The sequence below is a fragment of the Burkholderia sp. MS455 genome (assembly GCF_016899445.1).
GTDB lineage: Bacteria > Pseudomonadota > Gammaproteobacteria > Burkholderiales > Burkholderiaceae > Burkholderia > Burkholderia pyrrocinia_C.
This window is the reverse complement of sequence record NZ_CP041779.1, coordinates 1,874,795-1,891,957: the sequence shown is the minus strand read 5'-3', so window position 1 is coordinate 1,891,957 and position 17,163 is coordinate 1,874,795. Positions and strand designations below refer to the sequence as shown.

Genomic DNA, 17,163 nt, shown 5'->3' with positions numbered 1-17,163 from the left:
CCCGGCGAGCGGCACTGCGCCGCGCGCGCTGTCGCACTATCTTGGAGGCGTTCCCTGTGCAGACGACGGATCCTGGAGCGAGCGGAAGCCTTCCTGTATCTCGAGGATCTGCGTCGCGCAACCGTCGTATTGCCAGCCCGGGCCGCCATTGCTGTCGTACATGCCTTTGCACATCGCCTTGAGCCGGATCGTCGAGCTCCCGTCTGCCGATGCCGTACGGGACGCCCAGAGATAGACGTTTCCGGCCAGACTCGGCTGCGCGGTTTCGATCAGGTCCGAGCCGAATCGCGTGATCCGGGTCGACGAATGTCGTTCGATGAAGTCCCGGGTGCGATTCCACGCACGGTCGCATTCGGATTGCGTCGCACACCGCAGCAATGCCGTCTGGCGCGTCTCGAGCAGTTGCGTTTCCTTCTTCCTGAATGCGGCGGTATGCTCCTCTCCCGCGCAAGCGCTCAACGCGAGCAGCACGCTAATCGCCAACCATCGTCGTTTCATCGCCAACGCCTCGCACCGCCGTGAGTTCCATACGCAAACGCGCGGCATCGGCTGGGTCATCCGGCTTCCGAACGTGCCGCGCTGGTCGGCTCCGCGCACCACGTGCGCAAGCCTTGGTGTCGACTGTATGTGGGTGCCGACGGGCGCGGTTGACACACATCAAGCCCGCGAAACGGAGCGCCCCGCATGCCGGACGGCCGCTCGCCGCCATTCTCCTGTCGAATCGCCACGGTCGCGCGCTCCCTCGCACGCGGACACGGCAATCCCTGACTTCCGTCAAAGCGATTGCACGCACACGCGATGTAATCGGAACACCGAACTCCTCAACTCCCGGCGGGGCAAGCCATGAAACTGACTTTTCTCGGTGCGACCGAAACCGTGACCGGATCGAAGTATCTGGTCGAGCATCGCGACCGGCGCATCCTGGTCGACTGCGGCCTGTTCCAGGGCACGAAGAACCTGCGGCTGCGCAACTGGAACCCGCTGCCGGTCGCGCCCGACACGCTGGATGCGGTGGTCCTCACGCATGCGCATCTCGACCACACCGGCTACCTGCCGGTGCTCGCGCGCGACGGGTTTCGCGGCCCGGTGTACTGCACGCAGGCCACGGCCGAACTCTGCGACATCATGCTGCGCGACAGCGCGCGGCTGCAGGAGGAAGAAGCCGATTTCGCGAACCGGCACGGTTATTCGAAGCACCACCCGGCCCGGCCGCTCTATACGACCGACGATGCGCAGCGCGCGCTGCACCTGATGAAACCCGCCGCACTCGACGAATGCGTCGCACTGGGCGGCAGCCTGTCGTTCCGGCTGCTGCCCGCCGGTCACATCCTCGGCGCGGCCAGCGTCGTCATGCACTGGGATCACAAGGTACTGGCGTTCTCCGGCGATCTCGGCCGCTATCACGACCCGATCATGCAGCCGCCGACGCCGCCGGCGCATGCGGATTACCTGGTCGTCGAATCGACGTACGGCGACCGGCTGCATCCGGCATCGGACCCCGAGACCGAGCTGGCGGCACTGTTCGAAAACACCTTCTCGCGCGGCGGCGTGGTCGTGATCCCCTGCTTCACCGTCGGCCGCGCGCAGGAGATCCTGCACTACATCGCGCGCCTGAAAGCGGCCGGCCGCATGGCGCGCGTGCCGGTGTTTCTCGACAGCCCGATGGCGACGGACGTGACGGAGATCTATCGCCACCACGTCCTCGAGCACCGGCTGACCTTGTCGGAAGCGAACGCGCTCGGCCACGCGGCGACGATGATCCGCACGGTCGACCAGTCGAAGGCGATCGCCGACCATCAGGGGCCGATGGTCATCATTGCGGGAAGCGGCATGGCGACGGGCGGGCGCGTGCTGCATCACCTGAGCCGCTATGCGCCCGATCCGCGCAACACGATCGCGCTGGTGGGCTACCAGGCCGCGGGCACGCGCGGCGCGGCGCTGGCGGCTCATGAGCCGACGCTGAAGATTCACGGGGAGTACGTGCGCGTGCGTGCGCGGGTCGAGTCGATCGCGTCGCTGTCCGCGCATGCCGACTACGAGGAAATCCTGCGATGGCTCGGCACGATGCAACGCGCGCCGTTCCGGACCTTCGTCACGCACGGCGAGCCGGCGGCGGCCGATGCGCTGCGGCGGCGCATCGCCGAGACCCTGCATTGGCCGTGCGAGGTGCCGACCTACGGGCAGACCGTCGATCTCGACGAAGCTGAGCGCGACGATACGCGCGAACCGGCGGCGCCGTCATCCTGACGACGTGCGGCACACGAATGCCGCACGTGTCCCGTCATCCTGCGCGACGGGCGCCCGCTCCCGCCGCGCCGCGCGCCGTCATCACGCCACTTCGATGATGACTTTCAGTGCATGCGTTTCCGCGGCGCGGCCGAACGTGTCGTACGCGCGCTCGACGTCGTCGAGCGAAAAACGGTGCGTGATCAAACGCTTCGGATCGAGCCGCCCCGCGCGCACGGTCTTCAGCAGCATCGGCGTGCTGACCGTATCGACGAGCCGGGTCGTGATCGCGATGTTGCGATCCCACAGCTTCTCGAGATGCAGGTCGGCCTTCACGCCATGCACGCCGACGTTCGCGACGACGCCGCCCGGCGCGACGAGCGACGTGCACATCTCGAACGTCGCCGGAATCCCGACCGCCTCGATCGCGCAATCGACGCCGACGCCGTCGGTCAGCTTCATCACGTCCGCGACAGGGTCGCCATTGGCGCCGTCGAAGCAGTCGGTCGCGCCGAAGCGCCGCGCGACGTCGAGCCGGTTGCGGTCCGGGTCGATCATGATGATCTGCGCGGGCGAGTAAAACTGCGCGGTCAGCAGCGCCGCGAGCCCGATCGGCCCCGCGCCGACGATCGCGACCGAACAGCCCGGCTGCACCTTGCCGTTCAGCACGCCGCATTCGAATCCGGTGGGCAGGATGTCGGACAGCATCACGAGCGCATCCTCGTCCGCGCCGGGCGGAAGCCGGTACAGGCTGGTCTGCGCGTGCGGAATGCGCACGTACTCGGCCTGCGTGCCGTCGATCCGGTTGCCGAGGATCCAGCCGCCCGTCGTGCAATGCGAGTACAGGCCGCGCCGGCAGTATTCGCACCGGCCGCACGATGTGATGCACGAGATCAGCACGTGATCGCCCGGCTGCAGCGAGTCGACCGCCGCGCCGACCTGCTCGACGATCCCGACGCCCTCGTGGCCGAGGACGCGGCCGGGTTCGCACGACGGCACGTCGCCCTTCAGGATGTGCAGGTCGGTGCCGCAGATCGTCGTGCGCGTCACGCGGACGATCGCGTCGGTCGGCGCCTGCAGCTCCGGCATCGGCCGCCGTTCGAGCGCCTTGCGCCGCGGCCCCTGGTATACGAGTGCTTTCATTGCGTCATCTCCGTCGAAAGGGAGGTTCGTTCGTTGATCGGGCCCGGCGTGCGCGTTGCGGGCCGGCGTCGCATGCGCCGGCAGCGCTGCCGATGCGCAGGCCCGATGCCGCCGCGACGACGAGCGGCGCGATCGAAAACGCCGCCGGTCAGGTTCTTCATGTTTCCAGCACGTAAGCGCCGGGCGCCGCCCCCAGGCCGGCGTCCGGCGTGCGTGCCGGCACGTCGCCCGACCCGTGCGCGCGCAGCCAGTCGCGCCAGCACGTCCACCACGACCCGTCGACGGCGCGCGTTTCGTTCACGAAGTCGTGCTGGCTGCGGTAAGGCGCGCCCGGTTCGCGGGTGGCGTGGCGATAGTGGCGGCCCGGATGGCCGGGTTCCGACACGATGCCTGCGTTATGGCCGCCCGAGGTCAGCACGAAAGTCAGCGCGTTGTGCGTGAGCAGGTGGAGCTTGTAGACGGAGTGCCACGGCGACACGTGATCGCGCTCGGTTCCGACCACGAACATCGGCACGTCGATATCCGACAGCGCGACCGGCCGGCCGTCGACGCAATAGCGGCCTGCCGCGAGGTCGTTGTCGAGGAACAGCCGCTTCAGGTATTCCGTGTGCATCCGGTACGGCATGCGCGTGACGTCCGCATTCCACGACATCAGGTCGTTCGGCTTCGTGCGCTTGCCGAGCAGATACTCGCTCATCATGCGCGACCAGATCAGGTCGCGCGCATTCAGCAGCTCGAACGCGGCGGACATCTGCGAGCCGTCCAGGTAGCCTTGCCGCCACATCAGCGCGTCGAGCGCGGACAGCTCGCTCGCGTCGACGAACAGGCCGAGTTCGCCGGGTTCGCTGAAATCGGTCTGGGCCGCGAGCAGCGAGACGGAACGCAACGCGTGGTGCTGCCGCCCGTCGCGCGCGAGCGCCGCCGCGCCGATGGCCAGCAGCGTGCCGCCGAGGCAGTAGCCGACCGCGTGGACGGCTTCGCCGCACCGCTCGCGAACGGCGTCGAGCGCGGCGAGGCAGCCGTCGCGCAGGTAATCGTCGAGCCCGAGATCGCGCGACTCCGCGCCCGGATTGCGCCACGAGATCGCGAACACGGTGTAGCCCGCGTCGACCAGGAAGCGGATCAGCGAATTGTGCGGCTGCAGGTCGAGGATGTAGTACTTCATGATCCACGACGGCACGATCAGGATCGGCTCGCGTGCGACGCCGGCCGTCGTCGGTTCGTACTGCAGCAATTCGCACAGTGCGTTGCGCCATACGACCCGGCCCGGCGTGATCGCGACGTCGCGCCCGGGCAGATAGGCCCGGCCATCGCGCGGACGGGCGCCGCCGGCGCGATCGATCAGCGCGCCGAGATCGTCCAGCCAGTGCCGCGCACCGGCCGCGAAATTGGCGCCGCCGCTGCGTATCGTCGCGTCGAGCACGACCGGATTGGTCGCGATGAAATTACCCGGCGAGCATGCGTCGAGCCATTGCCGCGCGGCGAACCCGACGAGTGCCTCGTGATGCCGCTCGACGCCCCGCACGCCGCGCGTCGCATCGTGCCACCAGTACTGGATCGACAGGAAGCCGTCGCGATACGCGCAAAACGGCCAGTTCGACCATGCCGGTGCGGCGAAACGCGGATCGGCCTGCCCGGCATGCACCGTCAGCCCGGCTTCGTCCGGGTCGTCGGACGCGCCGTTCGCCGCCGGCAACGGACCGGCCGCGCGCCATGCCTGCCACGCGAGTTCGAAACACTTTCCGGGCGACACGGCGAGATGCGCGCCCCAGTCGATCACGGCCAGCGCCAGCGACACCGGCGACAAGCCGAGTGTCATCGCGGCCAGGCTCGCCCGCGCCGCGCGATCCCATTGTTCAGCCGGCGACACGTCGGGCCGCTCGCCCGCGCACGGACGCGGGGCCTGCGCGAGCTCACCGGCGTCGGCAGCCGGACGGCGCGTGACCGGCACGTGGATGACGGAATCATTCATCGCATGTGCATGCCGCCGTTGACGTCGAATTCCGCGCCGGTCGCGAATGCGCCCGTGTCCGAGCACAGCCACGCGACGAGCGCCGCGATTTCGTCGGGGTTGCCGAGGCGCCCCAGCGGAATCTGCGGCAGGATTTTCGTGTCGAGCACGTCCTTCGGCACCGACTCGACCATCGCGGTCGCGAGGTAGCCCGGCGACACCGTGTTGACCGTCACGCCGTGTCGCGCGAGTTCGAGCGCGAGTGCCTTCGTGAAACCGTGAATGCCCGCCTTGGCGGCCGCATAGTTGGCCTGCCCGTACGCGCCTCTCGAGCCGTTCACCGAGCCGACGTTGACGATGCGGCCGAAGCCGGCTTCGATCATGCCGGGCACGAACGGCTTCGTCATGTTGAACATGCTGTCGAGATTGGTGCGCAGCACCGCGTCCCACATGCTCTTGGTCATCTTCACGAAGCTGGCGTCGCGCGTGATGCCGGCGTTGTTGACGAGCACGTCGACATGTCCGAATTGCGCGAGCACGCGCGCCGCGCAGTGCTGGCACGAGTCGTAGTCGGCGACGTCGACCTCGAACGCATGGAAGCTGCGCCCTGCTTCGCGTTCTTGTACCAGCCAGGTCGCGATATGGTCGTTGTGCTCCGTGTGCGACACGGCGACGGTCATGCCAGCGGCGTGCAGACGACGGCTGATCGCGGCGCCCAGGCCGCCCGTGCCGCCCGTCACGAATGCGACACGGTCAGCGCACATGATCGTGCTCCTGCGTCGCATTCGCGCCGGCCATGTCCGTCATGCCGCGTCCGAACGCCGCCATCCATTCGTGCCACGGCATGCTCGCTTCGTTGACCACGGCCAGCCGGCTCACGTCGGGCAGCCAGTCGGTCTGGTAGCGCGACAGCATGTCCGCGCCATACTCGCGCAGCCACGTGCGCCAGACCCCCGCCTCCTCGTATTGCGTGCGCATGCCCCATTCGACGGCGTCCTGCCAGATCGCGGCACTCGCGATCGCATAATCGCGCATCACGCGCTGTGCCGCCGCGCCGAACTCGGTCCATTCGCGCGTTTGCGCGAGCGCCTGCTGCAACTGCCGCGCCGCGTCGCGATCCCGCTCGATGCGCCGTCCCGTCAGCGCATGCCATTCGTGCTGCCAGTCGCGATTCAGCGCGAACAGGCGCAGCGCGATGTCGCAGGCTGCCCGGCACGCGCCGTTCGGTGTCGTCAAAGCGTCGGTGGTCATCGTCTTCCCTCTGTCGATTCGGTCGAAGGGTCGGCCCCCCGGCTGCACCCCGGGCGGCACCCGTCTTGCGCCGCCTGCCCGGTACCGGCCGCGACCGCCTCACTGTGCGGCTGTGCGGCACGGCAGCCGTTGATCTGCGTCAAGCGCGCGGGAAGCCCGCTTCGTAGACTGAATTGCAATGGCGGATACACCGTCGATGGAGCGATCCCGATGAGCTACAAGAGCATGGTCGTGCATCTCGATACGAGCGTTCGCGCGCATTCGCGCCTCGAGCTCGCGTTGCGTCTCGCGCGGCGCTTCAAGGCGCACCTGACCGGGGTGTTCGCGATCTACACACCGGAGCCGACTTCGTTTTACGTGATGGCCGGTTCCGCCGATTACTTTCGCGAACAGCGCGACCAGCGCGACGAGCGTCTCGCCGCGCTCGAACGCCTGTTTCATGCCGAAACGGCACGGGCCGGCGTATCGTCGGCCTGGATTCGCGCCGACGAGCGCGCCAACGTCGCGGTGCCGCGTCTCGCGCGTCTCGCGGATCTCGTGATCGCGGGCCAGAGCGACCCGAACGATCCCGAAACCTATATCGACGACCAGTTTCCGGAAACGCTCGTGCTGTCGGCGGGGCGTCCGGTGCTGTTCGTGCCGTATGCCGGGGAATTCCCGTCGCTCGGCGAACGCGCGCTGGTGGCGTGGGACGGCAGCCGCGAGGCCACGCGCGCCGCGCACGACGCGCTGCCCTTTCTCGAGCACGCGAAACGCACGACGGTCGTCGCGGTGGTCGACGGCGATTCCGAAGCGGCGACCACCCGCATTCCGGCCGCGGATGCCGCGCTGATGCTTGCGCGCCACGCGCCGGACGTCAACGTGCTCGACATCGATAGCGGCCCCGGCACGTCCGTCGGCGACACGCTGCTGTCGCGCGCGTACGAAACGGGCAGCGATCTGCTCGTGATGGGCGCGTACGGCCATCCGCGCTGGCGCGAACTGCTGATGGGCGGCGCCACGCGCACGGTGCTGGCGTCGATGACGCTGCCGGTACTGATGTCGCACTGAGGATGTCGCACTGAGCGCGCCGATGCGTACGCTCGCGCTGCTCGTCGTCGAGCCGGCCGACGCAGCGTGGATTGCGGCACGCGATGCGGTGCGGCGGCTGCGACGCGACGGCGCCGCTTGATCCAGATCAGCGCGATCGGCGCGCGTGCGCCGATGATGAAATCGTTGACACGCGTTCAGAGGGAACCGCCATGTACTCGAACATTCTGGTCGCGCTCGACGGCAGCGAACCGTCGTCCCGCGCGCTCGACGCCGCACTGACGCTTGCGTCGGAATCGGGCGCGCGGCTCACGCCGGTCTACGTCGTCGACTTCCTGGTGCCGGCCTACGACATGTACGGCTACGATCCGTCGATCCTGATCGACGCGTTCCGCGAGGAAGGGCTGCGCGTCACCGACGACGCGGCGAAGCGCATGGCTGCGCGCGGCGTAACCGGCACGCCGCGGATCGCCAATGTCGATCCGGGCGGCGAAGACGTCGCGCAGCGGCTCCTGATCGTCGCGAAGGAAGCCGGCGCCGACCTGATCGTGATGGGCACCCACGGCCGGCGCGGCTTCAGCCGCCTCGTCCTGGGCAGCGTCGCCGAGCGCTTGCTGCGGCGGGCCGCGTGCCCCGTGCTGATGATTCCGGCGAGTTGCGCGCCGGTACCCGCTGCGGCGCCCGCCGCCGCATCGACCGAAAAGGAGCCGTCATGAGCTACAAGACCCTGCTCGTCCATCTCGACGATAGCGATCGTTGCGCGACGCGCGTCGAACTGGCGCTCGAACTCGCAGGACGCTGGAACGCGCACCTGATCGGCCTGTACGTGGTCTGCCAGGATCTCTTCGAACCGTTGCGGCGGCCCGACGAGCCGCTCAAGCTCGCGGAGTACGAGCGCCTGTGCGAACAGCGGCGCAAGGACGCGGAGGAGAAATTCCTCGAAGCCGCCGAGCGCGCGGGGCGCAGCGTCGAATGGCAGGCGCCCGCCGGCGCCGCGACCGACGCCGCGATCCTGCATGCGCGCCATGCCGACCTGCTCGTGCTCGGCCAGGAGGATCCGGACGACCGCCTGACGCACGTCGCGCACCATTTCATCGAGGACGTCGTGACGGGCAGCGGCCGTCCGGCGCTCGTCGTGCCGTACGCGGGCGACGTGCGCAAGATCGGCGAGAACGTGCTGATCGGCTGGGACGGCGGACGCGAAGCCGCGCGCGCAATGGCCGACGCGCTGCCGCTGCTCGCGCGTGCGCGCTTCGTCAACGTCGAGACGGTCAGCCACGGGCAACCCGATCCGGACAAGACGCCGGCAGGCGTGGACGTCGCCGCATACCTGGAGCGCCACGGCATCCGCGCATCGTTCTCGACGACGACACGCCCAGGCACGGTCGGCGTCGGCGCGACGCTGCTGAACCGGGCCACCGACCTTCACGCGGACCTGATCGTGATGGGCCTGTACAGCCATACCCGGATGCACGAGCGCGTACTCGGCGGCGCGACGCGCACGATCCTCGAAACCATGACGGTGCCGGTGCTGCTGTCGCACTGAGCATGAACGCGAACGGGGCGGCCTCCGTCGGCCGCCCCGTCGTCCTGGCGGATCACGACGCGCCCGAATCGTCGCGGACCAGCAGCACGGGCCGGTCCGCGGTGCGCAGCAGCGACTCGGCGACGCTGCCGAGCAACGCCCTGCGAACACCCCGCCGGCCGTGCGTCCCCATCACGATCAGGTCGGCATCGCAGTCGGCGGCCGCGCGCGCCAGCACCGACGCCACGTTCTCGCCGCACGCGTCGATCGTTTGCGCGGTGCCGCGCACCCCGCACAGCCGGAACGCGGTCTCGGCATCGGCGACCGCCGTCGCCGCGCGGTCTGCCCCTACTCCGCCCGGGTCGATCCGATCGACATAGCCGCTATCGATATTCGTCGGCTGCGGCGTATCCGACACGACGCACACGGCGACGACGAGGCCGCCCGACGCGCGGGCGAGCGTTATCGCCTCGTCGAGCGCGAGCCGCGCGCCGCGACTGTCGTCGAGCGCGGCGAAGATCCGTTCATACATGGCGCCTCCCGGTTTATCCATCCCGTTCCGGCCGGATCGGGATCTTCAGTCTGGGCCCGCCGCAGTCCGGCCCGTTGACACCGATCAAGCGGGCCTCGCGCCGGACATGGCGGCCCCGGGCATGCGCGCCGATTGGCGAACACCTGCAAGACGCGCATCCTCGAGAAAATGCAGATGCCGAACGATGCGGCGCTCGTGCGTTACGCCGTACGCCACAAGCTGTTCGACGACCCGGACGAACCCTGAGCGCGACAAGACGCCGCACGCTTGTAGGAATTGCCCTACAGCCCTTCTTCAACGCCTACTTAATCTTCCATTTCCGCTGATTACATTCGCGCGTCCGGCTGTCCATACTTCCCGTCAAGAAAAACAAACACGCGTGCCTCCCGGAGCGGCGCGGCGGCGCAGTCCTGCCTCGACTGCATCGTCGTCCCGACGCCCCGGTGCGGCGCGTCCTTGATGAAGGCGGCGAAGATTCACGCCGCCCGTAGCGGCCAGCGCGACCGTGCCCACGCGATTCGCCGCCGCCCAACAAACCGGAGCAGATCATGCAGAGCCATGCCGAAGTGTCGATGCCGCCGCAGTCGCGCCCCTTTATTCCGCTGCACCCCGTCGAGCGGTCGGACCAGCCGAAGCGCGCGTCGTCCCGCTGTTCTTCGTGCGCGCTGCGCGCCGTTTGCCTGCCCCAGGAACTGACACCCGACGATTTCGTGCGGGTCGACGCGATGATCTGCACGACGCGTCATGTCAAGCGCGGCGACACCCTGTATCGGGCCGGCGATACATTCAACAGCATCTATGCGGTGAGAACCGGATCGTTCAAGACCGTCGTCATGCATCGCGACGGCGACGAGCAGGTGACCGGCTTCCAGATCGTCGGCGAATCTCTCGGACTGGAGGGGGTGCACACCGGCCATCACAACGGCGATGCGATCGCGCTCGAGGACAGCACCGTCTGCATCATTCCGTTCGGCCAGCTCGAACAGATCTGCCGAGAAGTACGGACGATGCAGCACCACGTCTACCAGATGATGAGCGGCGAGATCGTCCGCGAGTCCGCGTTGATGCTGCTGCTCGGTACGATGAGCGCGGAACAGCGCGTGGCCGCGTTCCTGCTGAATCTCTCCACGCGTTTCAAGGCGCGCGGCTACTCGGCCGCGGAGTTCGTGCTGCGGATGACCCGCGACGAGATCGGCGAGTATCTCGGCATGAAACTCGAGACGGTCAGCCGCATGCTGTCGAAGTTCCAGCAGAAAGGGCTCGTCGCGGCGCAGGGCAAGCAGATCCGCATCGTCGATTCGGAAGAACTCGCGCGCATCTGAGCGCGCGGGTTTCCCGGCTCGCACGTCGCGCGGTTCAGCCGCGCATGTCGAGTACGGCGGCGCCCGATAGATGCCCCATGCGCAGGTCCGAGAGCGCGCGGTTCGCGTCGGTCAGCGCATAGCGCGTTGCTTCGACCCGCAGCGGCGTCGCGTCGGCGATCCGCATGAACGCGACGGCATCCGCGCGCGTCAGGTTGGCCACCGATGCGATTCGGCGCTCGCCCCACAGCCACGCGTACGGAAAAGCCGGGATGTCGCTCATGTGAATGCCGCCGCACACGACGATCCCGCCCTTGTCGACCGCCCGCAGCGCCGCCGGCACCAACGCGCCGACCGGCGCGAAAATCAGCGCGGCGTCGAGCGTTTCGGGCGGCGCTTCGTCGCTGCCGCCTGCCCATGCCGCCCCCAGCGACAGCGCAAGCCGCTGCGCAGCGGTATCGCCGGGTTTCGTCAGCGCGAACACCCGGCGTCCTTCATGGTGTGCGATCTGCGCGACGAGATGCGCTGCCGCGCCGAACCCGTAGATCCCGATTCGCCGTGCGTCGCCGGCCATGCGCAACGTACGGTAGCCGATCAGGCCGGCGCAAAGCAGCGGTGCGGCCTCCCGGTCGGCGTAGCGCTGCGGCAGATGCACGCAATAACGGTGGTCCGCAACGGTGCGCTCGGCATAACCGCCGTCGATCGTATAGCCGGTGAATCCGGGGCTGTCGCACAGATTCTCCCGTCCGGCGGTGCAATACGCGCAATGCCCGCAGGTCCGGCCGAGCCATGGCACGCCAACCCGGTCGCCGACCGCGAAACCCGTCACGCCTGAGCCCAGCGAGCGTACCGTCCCGACGATTTCATGCCCCGGAATCAGCGGCAGCTTCGGATGCGCGAGATCGCCGTCGACGACGTGGAGATCGGTACGGCACACGCCGCATGCGTGCACGTCGATCAGCAGCTGGCCCGCCGCGGGCCGTGGGTCCGGCACGTGTGCCTCGCGCAAATCCGGTGTCGTACCGTCGAACATCATCGCAAGCATATGAGCCTCCCCCGCGCGATCGGCGTCGCGCGCTTCGCTTGTTCCAAGCGTAGGCGCCTGGAACCGTGTCCGTACGACTCGCTGACGCGGGCTTGACGTGGGTCAACGGCCGCCGGCCGGTTGCTGACAGGATGAAATGGCGTTCCGCCGCTGGCCGGCTCCCTGGAGATTGCCGAATGACATCCGTTACCCCCGTTGCTGCAAGCCCCCGTCTCGACGATCGACTGCGGTCGCTGCTGGGCTACGCGGTGCTGGCGCCGTCGAGCCACAATTCCCAGCCGTGGCGGTTCATCGTCGACGGCACGACGATTGCTGTCTGCGCGGACCGGGTTCGCGCGCTGCCCGTGGTCGATCCGTATGATCGCGAACTGATCATCAGTTGCGGGGCGGCGTTGCTCAACCTCCGCGTCGCGCTCAATCATGCCGGGATCGCGCATACGATCAGCGCGTTCCCGTCCGACGTCGATCCCGACGTCCTGGCACTCGTGCGCGTGTGTGACGACGGCTACACCGACGCGGAGCTGGGTACGCTGTTCGCCGCGATCCCCGAGCGCGTCACGACGCGCGCCCCGTTCGAATCCGAACCCGTTCCGGACGCGCTCCCGCACGAGCTGATCGCGGCGGGCGCCGCGGAAGGCGCGGACGTGGCCTGTGCCGACTCGATCGCGCGGCGCGCGCGGGTGGCCGAGGTGATCGCCGACGCGGATCGCCAGCAGTTCGCCGACCCGCGGTTCCGGCGCGAACTGGCGAGCTGGATCGATCCGCGCCGGCACGTCGACGGCATGCCCGCGTTCGCGGCCGGCGTGCCGGCACTGCTGGATTTCGCGGCGCCGCTCGTGACGACCGCGGTGCGCACGTTCGATCTCGGCAACGGCCTGGCCGCGCTGCATCACCAGCTCGTCGGTGCGTCGCCGCTGATCGTCTGCATCGCGACGGCTCGCGACGATCGCGAGGCCTGGCTCGCCGCCGGGCAAGCGCTCGAGCGCATGCTGCTCGTCGCGACGCGTGCGGGCTACACGGCGTCGTACCTGAACCAGCCGATCGAGACGGCCGGACTGCGCGCGCAGCTGTGCGACATGCTCGCGCTTCGCGGGCATCCGCAACTGCTGTTGCGCATCGGGCGCGGCCCGCATGTGCCGCATTCGCCGCGCCGACCGCTCGACGAAGTGATTTCCTGATCGCGCGCCGCGCCCGCTTTCGTCCTGACGAGGAAAAAAACATGAACGTCACGCGCCTACTCGCCGCCTGCATGCTCGCCGCGACGGCCGGCATCGCGGCCGCCCAGACGGCGGTGCCCGAACCGACCGCGCTCGTCGATGCCCAGCACTGCATGTTTTGCCATACATCCGACATGCCGTTTCTTGCGCCATCGTTCCACCAGATTGCAGAACGTTACCGGGGCGTGCCGCACGCCCAGGAGCAACTCGAAATCAAGCTGCGCCTCGGCGGCCGCGCGCATTGGGGCGATACGCCGATGCCGTCCGCCGCCGAGCGCGGCGGGCCGCTCACGCGTGACGACGCCCGTCAACTGGTGCAATGGGTCCTGAGTCAGTAACCGGCCTTGTCAGCTCCCCCTTCCACCATGAGCGCCGTCAAACCGACCGCTGTCAGGGCCCGGCAACGTCGCGCGCGACCCTCGCGCCCGCTGTCGCCGCGGATGCGGCGCCGGGCCGACACCGCGAACTGCATACAGGCCGATGAAGACACGACGCTCCTGAAGCGCCCCGGCATGCGGGGCATCCGGCTGCAACTCGACTACTGGAAAGCCGAGGAGCGCCTGCAGCAGGAACGCATCGGCCACACGATCGTGATCTACGGCAGCACGCGCATCGTCGCGCCCGCCGAAGCCAATGCGCGGCTGCGCGAAGCGAGCCGTGCGCTGGCGGAGCGGCCGCACGACGCTCGCCGGCGTCGCGCCGTCGCGGTCGCGAGTCGTCTGGTCAAATACAGTGCCTACTATCGCGTCGCGCGCGAATTCGGGCGCATCGTCGGCCGTGCCGACCGGCGTACCCGCACGGCAAGGCTCGCCGTGATCACCGGCGGCGGCCCGGGCATCATGGAGGCCGCCAATCGAGGCGCCTACGAAAACGGTGCACCGAGCATCGGCTTGAACATCGAACTTCCGCGCGAACAGGCGCCCAATCCCTATCTCACGCCGGCCCTGTGCTTTCGCTTTCACTATTTCGCGATCCGCAAGCTGCATCTGCTCGAACGCGCGAAAGCCGCCGTGTTCTTCCCGGGCGGGTACGGCACCTGCGACGAGTTGTTCGAGGTGCTGACGCTCCTGCAGACCCGGAAGATCGCGCCGCTTCCGGTCATACTCGTCGGCGAAGCATACTGGCGCCGCGTCGTCGATTTCGCCTTTCTCGCGGATGACGGGATGATCGATCGCAGCGATCTCGACTTGTTCGTCTATTGCGAATCCGCGCAGGACATCTGGCACGCAATCGGCTGCTGGTATGCGCAGCGGCGATCACGGCCGCCGCGGCGCGCGATGTAGGAATCGGCCGATTTCATCTGCCCGTTTCCTACACGCGGTTCGGGGCTGCCTGATTGAATCCCGCGGGAGCGGAAACGATACTGGATGCACGACGACCGGTCGTACCGCACATCGATTCCCGGCCGTTCGCCCAGGAGAGCCGTCATGCTACATGCGATGTCTTGTTTCGAACCGGGCAGCCGGCCGCACCGGCACCTCCAGGTCCGCTGCGCAAGGATGCACGGTACCCGATACGCAGACGCTCCTCGCACTTGCGCGCGAAGCCGGCATGATGGTCATGCTCGATGCCCAGATCGGGCGCGAACGCTACGAAAGCGTGACGGGATCGCTTGCCTCGCTGGCCCGTTTTGCCCAGGCGCTGCAGCTTTCGGCGCTCCAGGCTGCGTGATGTCGAGCGCCGTCGTGTCGCGCCGCCGGTATCCGGTCAGGCGGCCGCGCTCCCGTCATCCGGCGCAATGGCGCTTCCCGCTCTTGCGTTTCTCGCGCCTGTTACGGTCCGACGGCATCCCGTCGAATGCACGCTTGCCGGAGCAAGCCATGTCAGTCGCCCCGGCTTTTCCGTGACGAAACCGCGATGAACCGGCCTCTTTCCGGACGCATCGCACGCATGCTCCCGGGAATCGCTCTGCTCGCGAACTACCGGCGTGCGTGGCTCTCGCGCGACCTGTATGCGGGCTTGGCGCTCTCCGCGGTGCTGGTTCCGGTCGGCATGAGCTACGCGCAGGCGGCCGGCCTGCCCGCCGTCACCGGGCTCTACGCATCGATCGCCGCGTTGCTCGCCTATGCGGTGCTCGGACCGAGCCGGATCCTCGTCCTGGGCCCGGATTCCGCGCTGGCCGCGTTGATCGCAGCGGCCATCGCGCCGCTCGCCGACCATGATCCGCAGCGGGCCGTCGCGCTGTCCGGCGCGCTGGCACTATCGGCCGGAACGATCTGCATCCTGCTCGGTACGCTCCGCCTCGGGTTCGTCACCGATCTGCTGTCGCGCCCGATCCAGTACGGTTACCTGAACGGCATCGCCATCGCCCTTGCAGTCGGCAGGCTGCCGGAGCTGTTCGGCATGTCCGTGCCGGGCAACGACGTGTTCTCCAGCCTGTCGCATATCGTGCGGGCGCTCGTCGAGCGCCGGTTTTCCATCGATGCGTGCGTGCTGGGCGTGGGCGTTCTGGCGGCGATTGCGGCCATGAAACGCGTGACGCCGCGTTGGCCCGGCGTATTGATCGCCGTGCTGGCGGCGACCCTGGCCGCACGCGTATTGCCGTTGCACGGGGTCGCGACGGTCGGCGCGTTGCCCGCCGGCGCGCCCATGCCCCATCTTCCGGCCGTGTCGCTCGCCGACGTGACCGCGCTTGCGTCCGGCGCGGTCGCCGTGGCACTGGTGTCGTTCGCCGACATCAGCATGTTGTCGCGCGCCCTTTCCGCTCGTGCAGGCGACACGCCGGACCGCAACCAGGAACTGGTCGCATTGGGGGCGGCCAATCTGCTGGCTGGCGTGATGCAGGGCTGCGCGGTCAGCAGCAGCGCGTCCCGCACGCCCGTCGCGATTGCCGCGGGCGCGCAAAGCCAGGTCACGAATCTCGTCGCGGCGGCCTGCATCGTGTTGCTGCTCATTGTCGCGCCGGCGCTGCTGACGCTCGTCCCGCGTGCGGCGCTGGCTGCCGTGGTGATTTACGCCGCGTTCGGCATCGCCGACGTCCGCGGCGTGGTACGACTGTATCGAATGCGCCGCGGCGAATGCCTGATTTCGGTGCTGTGCCTTGCGGGCGTCGTCGGCATGGGTGTCGTACCGGGTGTCCTGCTTGCGAGCGCGCTGTCGCTGCTGTCGTTCGTCTGGCGGGCCTGGCATCCGTACGATGCGGTGCTTGGCCGGCTGGCGGGCGTTCGCGGTTATCACGACATTGCGCGACATCCGGACGCCGTGCAAACACCCGGGCTCGTGCTGTTCCGCTGGGATGCCCCGCTCTTCTATGCCAATGTCGAGATTTTCTGCGAGCATCTGCACGCTGCGCTCACGCAAGCGACGGGCCCGGTCGATCGAGTCGTCGTCGCGGCAGAACCCGTCACCGATATCGATGTCAGCGCGGCGGACCGGCTCGTGGCGCTTCGCGAGGAACTCGGCGAGCAAGGCATCGCGCTGAATTTCGCGGAAATGAAGGGCCCGGTGAAGGATCGCCTGCGCGCTTACGGCTTGTTCGACGTATTCGGATCAGCCAGCTTCTTTCCGACCGTGACCGACGCGGTCGCGCATCATGTCCAGCGGCAAGGCGAACACGTCGCGCGTCCGTCGTCACCGGGTTCCGCACGAGATCCGGCGGACGAGTAGTCACACGAATGCGTGCGATGGCGCGTGTCGCCTTGCGTGACCCGGGAAATCATCGTCGATGCGACACGTCCGCGACGGCCGGCGATTCAGACCGTGAACGTGTTCGATTTCCTCATCTCGACCCACGTCATCCCGGCTCGCAGCCCTTCGACCGCGGCCTCGCGCTCGGTGGCATGGGCCCTGTTATGCGCGAACGTGTGTTCGCATGCGCCATCCGGCGACGTGAGCGTCACATGGATCCTGCAATGATAGCCGCCCGTTTCGGCGGCGATCGTCTCGATCGCCACCGACCAGTCCGCGTCATGTACCTCGCCTGACACTGTCATCTGACTTCCCT

General features: G+C 68.3%; 18 protein-coding genes and 2 pseudogenes. 11 read left to right on the top strand and 9 right to left on the bottom strand.

Translation table 11 applies throughout. From position 1 onward, the window contains the following. Positions 1–36: 36 nt before the first annotated feature. Complete coding sequence (locus FPJ27_RS27825) at positions 37–558, bottom strand: hypothetical protein (RefSeq protein ID WP_239483324.1); 522 nt, start codon at positions 556–558, stop codon at positions 37–39. A gap of 285 nt (positions 559–843) precedes the next feature. Here FPJ27_RS27825 and FPJ27_RS27820 point away from each other — a divergent pair, with 285 nt between their 5' ends. Continuing rightward, positions 844–2,247, top strand: a complete 1,404-nt coding sequence (locus FPJ27_RS27820) for an MBL fold metallo-hydrolase (protein ID WP_204423382.1) — start codon at positions 844–846, stop codon at positions 2,245–2,247. An 81-nt stretch (positions 2,248–2,328) separates the two neighbouring features. Here FPJ27_RS27820 and FPJ27_RS27815 read toward each other — a convergent pair whose 3' ends face one another. Genes FPJ27_RS27815 through FPJ27_RS27795 form a run of 5 tightly spaced genes read right to left on the bottom strand, consistent with a single transcriptional unit; the run spans position 2,329 to position 6,571 of the window. After that, positions 2,329–3,369 carry a zinc-dependent alcohol dehydrogenase family protein gene (locus tag FPJ27_RS27815; protein WP_072441170.1) on the bottom strand — a complete coding sequence of 347 codons (1,041 nt, stop codon included), beginning with the start codon at positions 3,367–3,369 and terminating at the stop codon, positions 2,329–2,331. Continuing rightward, positions 3,366–3,530, bottom strand: a complete 165-nt coding sequence (locus FPJ27_RS27810; protein WP_177318398.1) for a hypothetical protein — start codon at positions 3,528–3,530, stop codon at positions 3,366–3,368. Before FPJ27_RS27810 ends, FPJ27_RS27815 begins: the two co-directional genes overlap by 4 nt. Continuing rightward, positions 3,527–5,341 (bottom strand): alpha/beta fold hydrolase, encoded by a 1,815-nt coding sequence (locus tag FPJ27_RS27805; protein WP_204423381.1) that lies wholly within the window; start codon positions 5,339–5,341, stop codon positions 3,527–3,529. The genes FPJ27_RS27810 and FPJ27_RS27805 overlap by 4 nt, the downstream gene beginning before the upstream one ends. Then, on the bottom strand, positions 5,338–6,084 hold the full coding sequence (phbB, locus tag FPJ27_RS27800) for an acetoacetyl-CoA reductase (protein WP_204423380.1): 747 nt from the start codon (positions 6,082–6,084) through the stop codon (positions 5,338–5,340). The genes FPJ27_RS27805 and phbB overlap by 4 nt, the downstream gene beginning before the upstream one ends. Then, on the bottom strand, positions 6,074–6,571 hold the full coding sequence (locus tag FPJ27_RS27795; protein WP_072441166.1) for a hypothetical protein: 498 nt from the start codon (positions 6,569–6,571) through the stop codon (positions 6,074–6,076). Before FPJ27_RS27795 ends, phbB begins: the two co-directional genes overlap by 11 nt. A gap of 210 nt (positions 6,572–6,781) precedes the next feature. Between FPJ27_RS27795 and FPJ27_RS27790 the strand changes: the two genes are divergently transcribed. From FPJ27_RS27790 to FPJ27_RS27780, 3 genes are all read left to right on the top strand, one after another. Further along, positions 6,782–7,621 carry a universal stress protein gene (locus FPJ27_RS27790; protein ID WP_204423379.1) on the top strand — a complete coding sequence of 280 codons (840 nt, stop codon included), beginning with the start codon at positions 6,782–6,784 and terminating at the stop codon, positions 7,619–7,621. A 191-nt stretch (positions 7,622–7,812) separates the two neighbouring features. Beyond that, complete coding sequence (locus FPJ27_RS27785; RefSeq protein ID WP_072441161.1) at positions 7,813–8,316, top strand: universal stress protein; 504 nt, start codon at positions 7,813–7,815, stop codon at positions 8,314–8,316. Continuing rightward, positions 8,313–9,146, top strand: coding sequence for a universal stress protein (locus FPJ27_RS27780; protein WP_204423378.1), 834 nt, complete (start codon positions 8,313–8,315; stop codon positions 9,144–9,146). The genes FPJ27_RS27785 and FPJ27_RS27780 overlap by 4 nt, the downstream gene beginning before the upstream one ends. Positions 9,147–9,198: 52 nt before the next feature. On the opposite strand, the gene FPJ27_RS27775 is transcribed toward FPJ27_RS27780, so the two are convergent. Continuing rightward, positions 9,199–9,657, bottom strand: a complete 459-nt coding sequence (locus tag FPJ27_RS27775; RefSeq protein ID WP_204423376.1) for a universal stress protein — start codon at positions 9,655–9,657, stop codon at positions 9,199–9,201. Positions 9,658–9,795: 138 nt separating this feature from the next. On the opposite strand from FPJ27_RS27775, the pseudogene FPJ27_RS27770 reads away from it, so the two are divergent. Next, a pseudogene (locus FPJ27_RS27770) lies at positions 9,796–9,903 on the top strand (DNA-binding response regulator); the annotation flags it as partial. Positions 9,904–10,205: 302 nt separating this feature from the next. After that, the gene (gene fnr, locus FPJ27_RS27765; RefSeq protein WP_204423375.1) at positions 10,206–10,979 is read left to right on the top strand and encodes a fumarate/nitrate reduction transcriptional regulator Fnr; all 774 of its coding nucleotides are present in this window, start codon (positions 10,206–10,208) and stop codon (positions 10,977–10,979) included. Between the two features lie 34 nt (positions 10,980–11,013). Here the strand turns inward: fnr and FPJ27_RS27760 are convergent, their stop codons facing one another. Further along, entirely contained in the window at positions 11,014–12,003 is a 990-nt protein-coding gene (locus FPJ27_RS27760; protein WP_204423374.1) for a zinc-dependent alcohol dehydrogenase family protein, read from the bottom strand. Positions 12,004–12,179: 176 nt separating this feature from the next. Between FPJ27_RS27760 and FPJ27_RS27755 the strand changes: the two genes are divergently transcribed. From FPJ27_RS27755 to FPJ27_RS27740, 5 genes and pseudogenes are all read left to right on the top strand, one after another. After that, positions 12,180–13,181: a nitroreductase family protein gene (locus tag FPJ27_RS27755; protein ID WP_204423373.1), complete on the top strand. Its 1,002-nt coding sequence runs from the start codon at positions 12,180–12,182 to the stop codon at positions 13,179–13,181. A gap of 41 nt (positions 13,182–13,222) precedes the next feature. Beyond that, entirely contained in the window at positions 13,223–13,558 is a 336-nt protein-coding gene (locus FPJ27_RS27750; protein ID WP_204423372.1) for a c-type cytochrome, read from the top strand. A gap of 135 nt (positions 13,559–13,693) precedes the next feature. Next, positions 13,694–14,503, top strand: a pseudogene (locus tag FPJ27_RS27745) (TIGR00730 family Rossman fold protein); the annotation flags it as partial. A gap of 151 nt (positions 14,504–14,654) precedes the next feature. Next, a complete protein-coding gene (locus tag FPJ27_RS36635; RefSeq protein ID WP_239483323.1) occupies positions 14,655–14,891 on the top strand; it encodes a hypothetical protein in 237 nt (78 codons plus the stop codon). Between the two features lie 186 nt (positions 14,892–15,077). Then, positions 15,078–16,826, top strand: a complete 1,749-nt coding sequence (locus FPJ27_RS27740; RefSeq protein ID WP_204426363.1) for a SulP family inorganic anion transporter — start codon at positions 15,078–15,080, stop codon at positions 16,824–16,826. 86 nt (positions 16,827–16,912) lie between these two features. On the opposite strand, the gene FPJ27_RS27735 is transcribed toward FPJ27_RS27740, so the two are convergent. Beyond that, positions 16,913–17,152, bottom strand: coding sequence for a hypothetical protein (locus FPJ27_RS27735; protein WP_072441134.1), 240 nt, complete (start codon positions 17,150–17,152; stop codon positions 16,913–16,915). Between the last annotated feature and the right edge of the window lie 11 nt (positions 17,153–17,163).

What these genes read in the sequence shown, in the direction of transcription:
- phbB (WP_204423380.1), bottom strand. Translation starts at nt 6,084, where the DNA reads ATGTGCGCTGACCGTGTCGCATTCGTGACGGGCGGCACGGGCGGCCTG.
- FPJ27_RS27820 (WP_204423382.1), top strand. Translation starts at nt 844, where the DNA reads ATGAAACTGACTTTTCTCGGTGCGACCGAAACCGTGACCGGATCGAAG.
- FPJ27_RS27805 (WP_204423381.1), bottom strand. Translation starts at nt 5,341, where the DNA reads ATGAATGATTCCGTCATCCACGTGCCGGTCACGCGCCGTCCGGCTGCC.
- FPJ27_RS27785 (WP_072441161.1), top strand. Translation starts at nt 7,813, where the DNA reads ATGTACTCGAACATTCTGGTCGCGCTCGACGGCAGCGAACCGTCGTCC.
- FPJ27_RS27775 (WP_204423376.1), bottom strand. Translation starts at nt 9,657, where the DNA reads ATGTATGAACGGATCTTCGCCGCGCTCGACGACAGTCGCGGCGCGCGG.
- FPJ27_RS27750 (WP_204423372.1), top strand. Translation starts at nt 13,223, where the DNA reads ATGAACGTCACGCGCCTACTCGCCGCCTGCATGCTCGCCGCGACGGCC.
- FPJ27_RS27780 (WP_204423378.1), top strand. Translation starts at nt 8,313, where the DNA reads ATGAGCTACAAGACCCTGCTCGTCCATCTCGACGATAGCGATCGTTGC.
- FPJ27_RS36635 (WP_239483323.1), top strand. Translation starts at nt 14,655, where the DNA reads ATGCGATGTCTTGTTTCGAACCGGGCAGCCGGCCGCACCGGCACCTCC.
- FPJ27_RS27825 (WP_239483324.1), bottom strand. Translation starts at nt 558, where the DNA reads ATGACCCAGCCGATGCCGCGCGTTTGCGTATGGAACTCACGGCGGTGC.
- FPJ27_RS27760 (WP_204423374.1), bottom strand. Translation starts at nt 12,003, where the DNA reads ATGCTTGCGATGATGTTCGACGGTACGACACCGGATTTGCGCGAGGCA.
- FPJ27_RS27755 (WP_204423373.1), top strand. Translation starts at nt 12,180, where the DNA reads ATGACATCCGTTACCCCCGTTGCTGCAAGCCCCCGTCTCGACGATCGA.
- FPJ27_RS27735 (WP_072441134.1), bottom strand. Translation starts at nt 17,152, where the DNA reads ATGACAGTGTCAGGCGAGGTACATGACGCGGACTGGTCGGTGGCGATC.
- FPJ27_RS27815 (WP_072441170.1), bottom strand. Translation starts at nt 3,369, where the DNA reads ATGAAAGCACTCGTATACCAGGGGCCGCGGCGCAAGGCGCTCGAACGG.
- FPJ27_RS27810 (WP_177318398.1), bottom strand. Translation starts at nt 3,530, where the DNA reads ATGAAGAACCTGACCGGCGGCGTTTTCGATCGCGCCGCTCGTCGTCGC.
- FPJ27_RS27790 (WP_204423379.1), top strand. Translation starts at nt 6,782, where the DNA reads ATGAGCTACAAGAGCATGGTCGTGCATCTCGATACGAGCGTTCGCGCG.
- FPJ27_RS27795 (WP_072441166.1), bottom strand. Translation starts at nt 6,571, where the DNA reads ATGACCACCGACGCTTTGACGACACCGAACGGCGCGTGCCGGGCAGCC.
- fnr (WP_204423375.1), top strand. Translation starts at nt 10,206, where the DNA reads ATGCAGAGCCATGCCGAAGTGTCGATGCCGCCGCAGTCGCGCCCCTTT.
- FPJ27_RS27740 (WP_204426363.1), top strand. Translation starts at nt 15,078, where the DNA reads ATGAACCGGCCTCTTTCCGGACGCATCGCACGCATGCTCCCGGGAATC.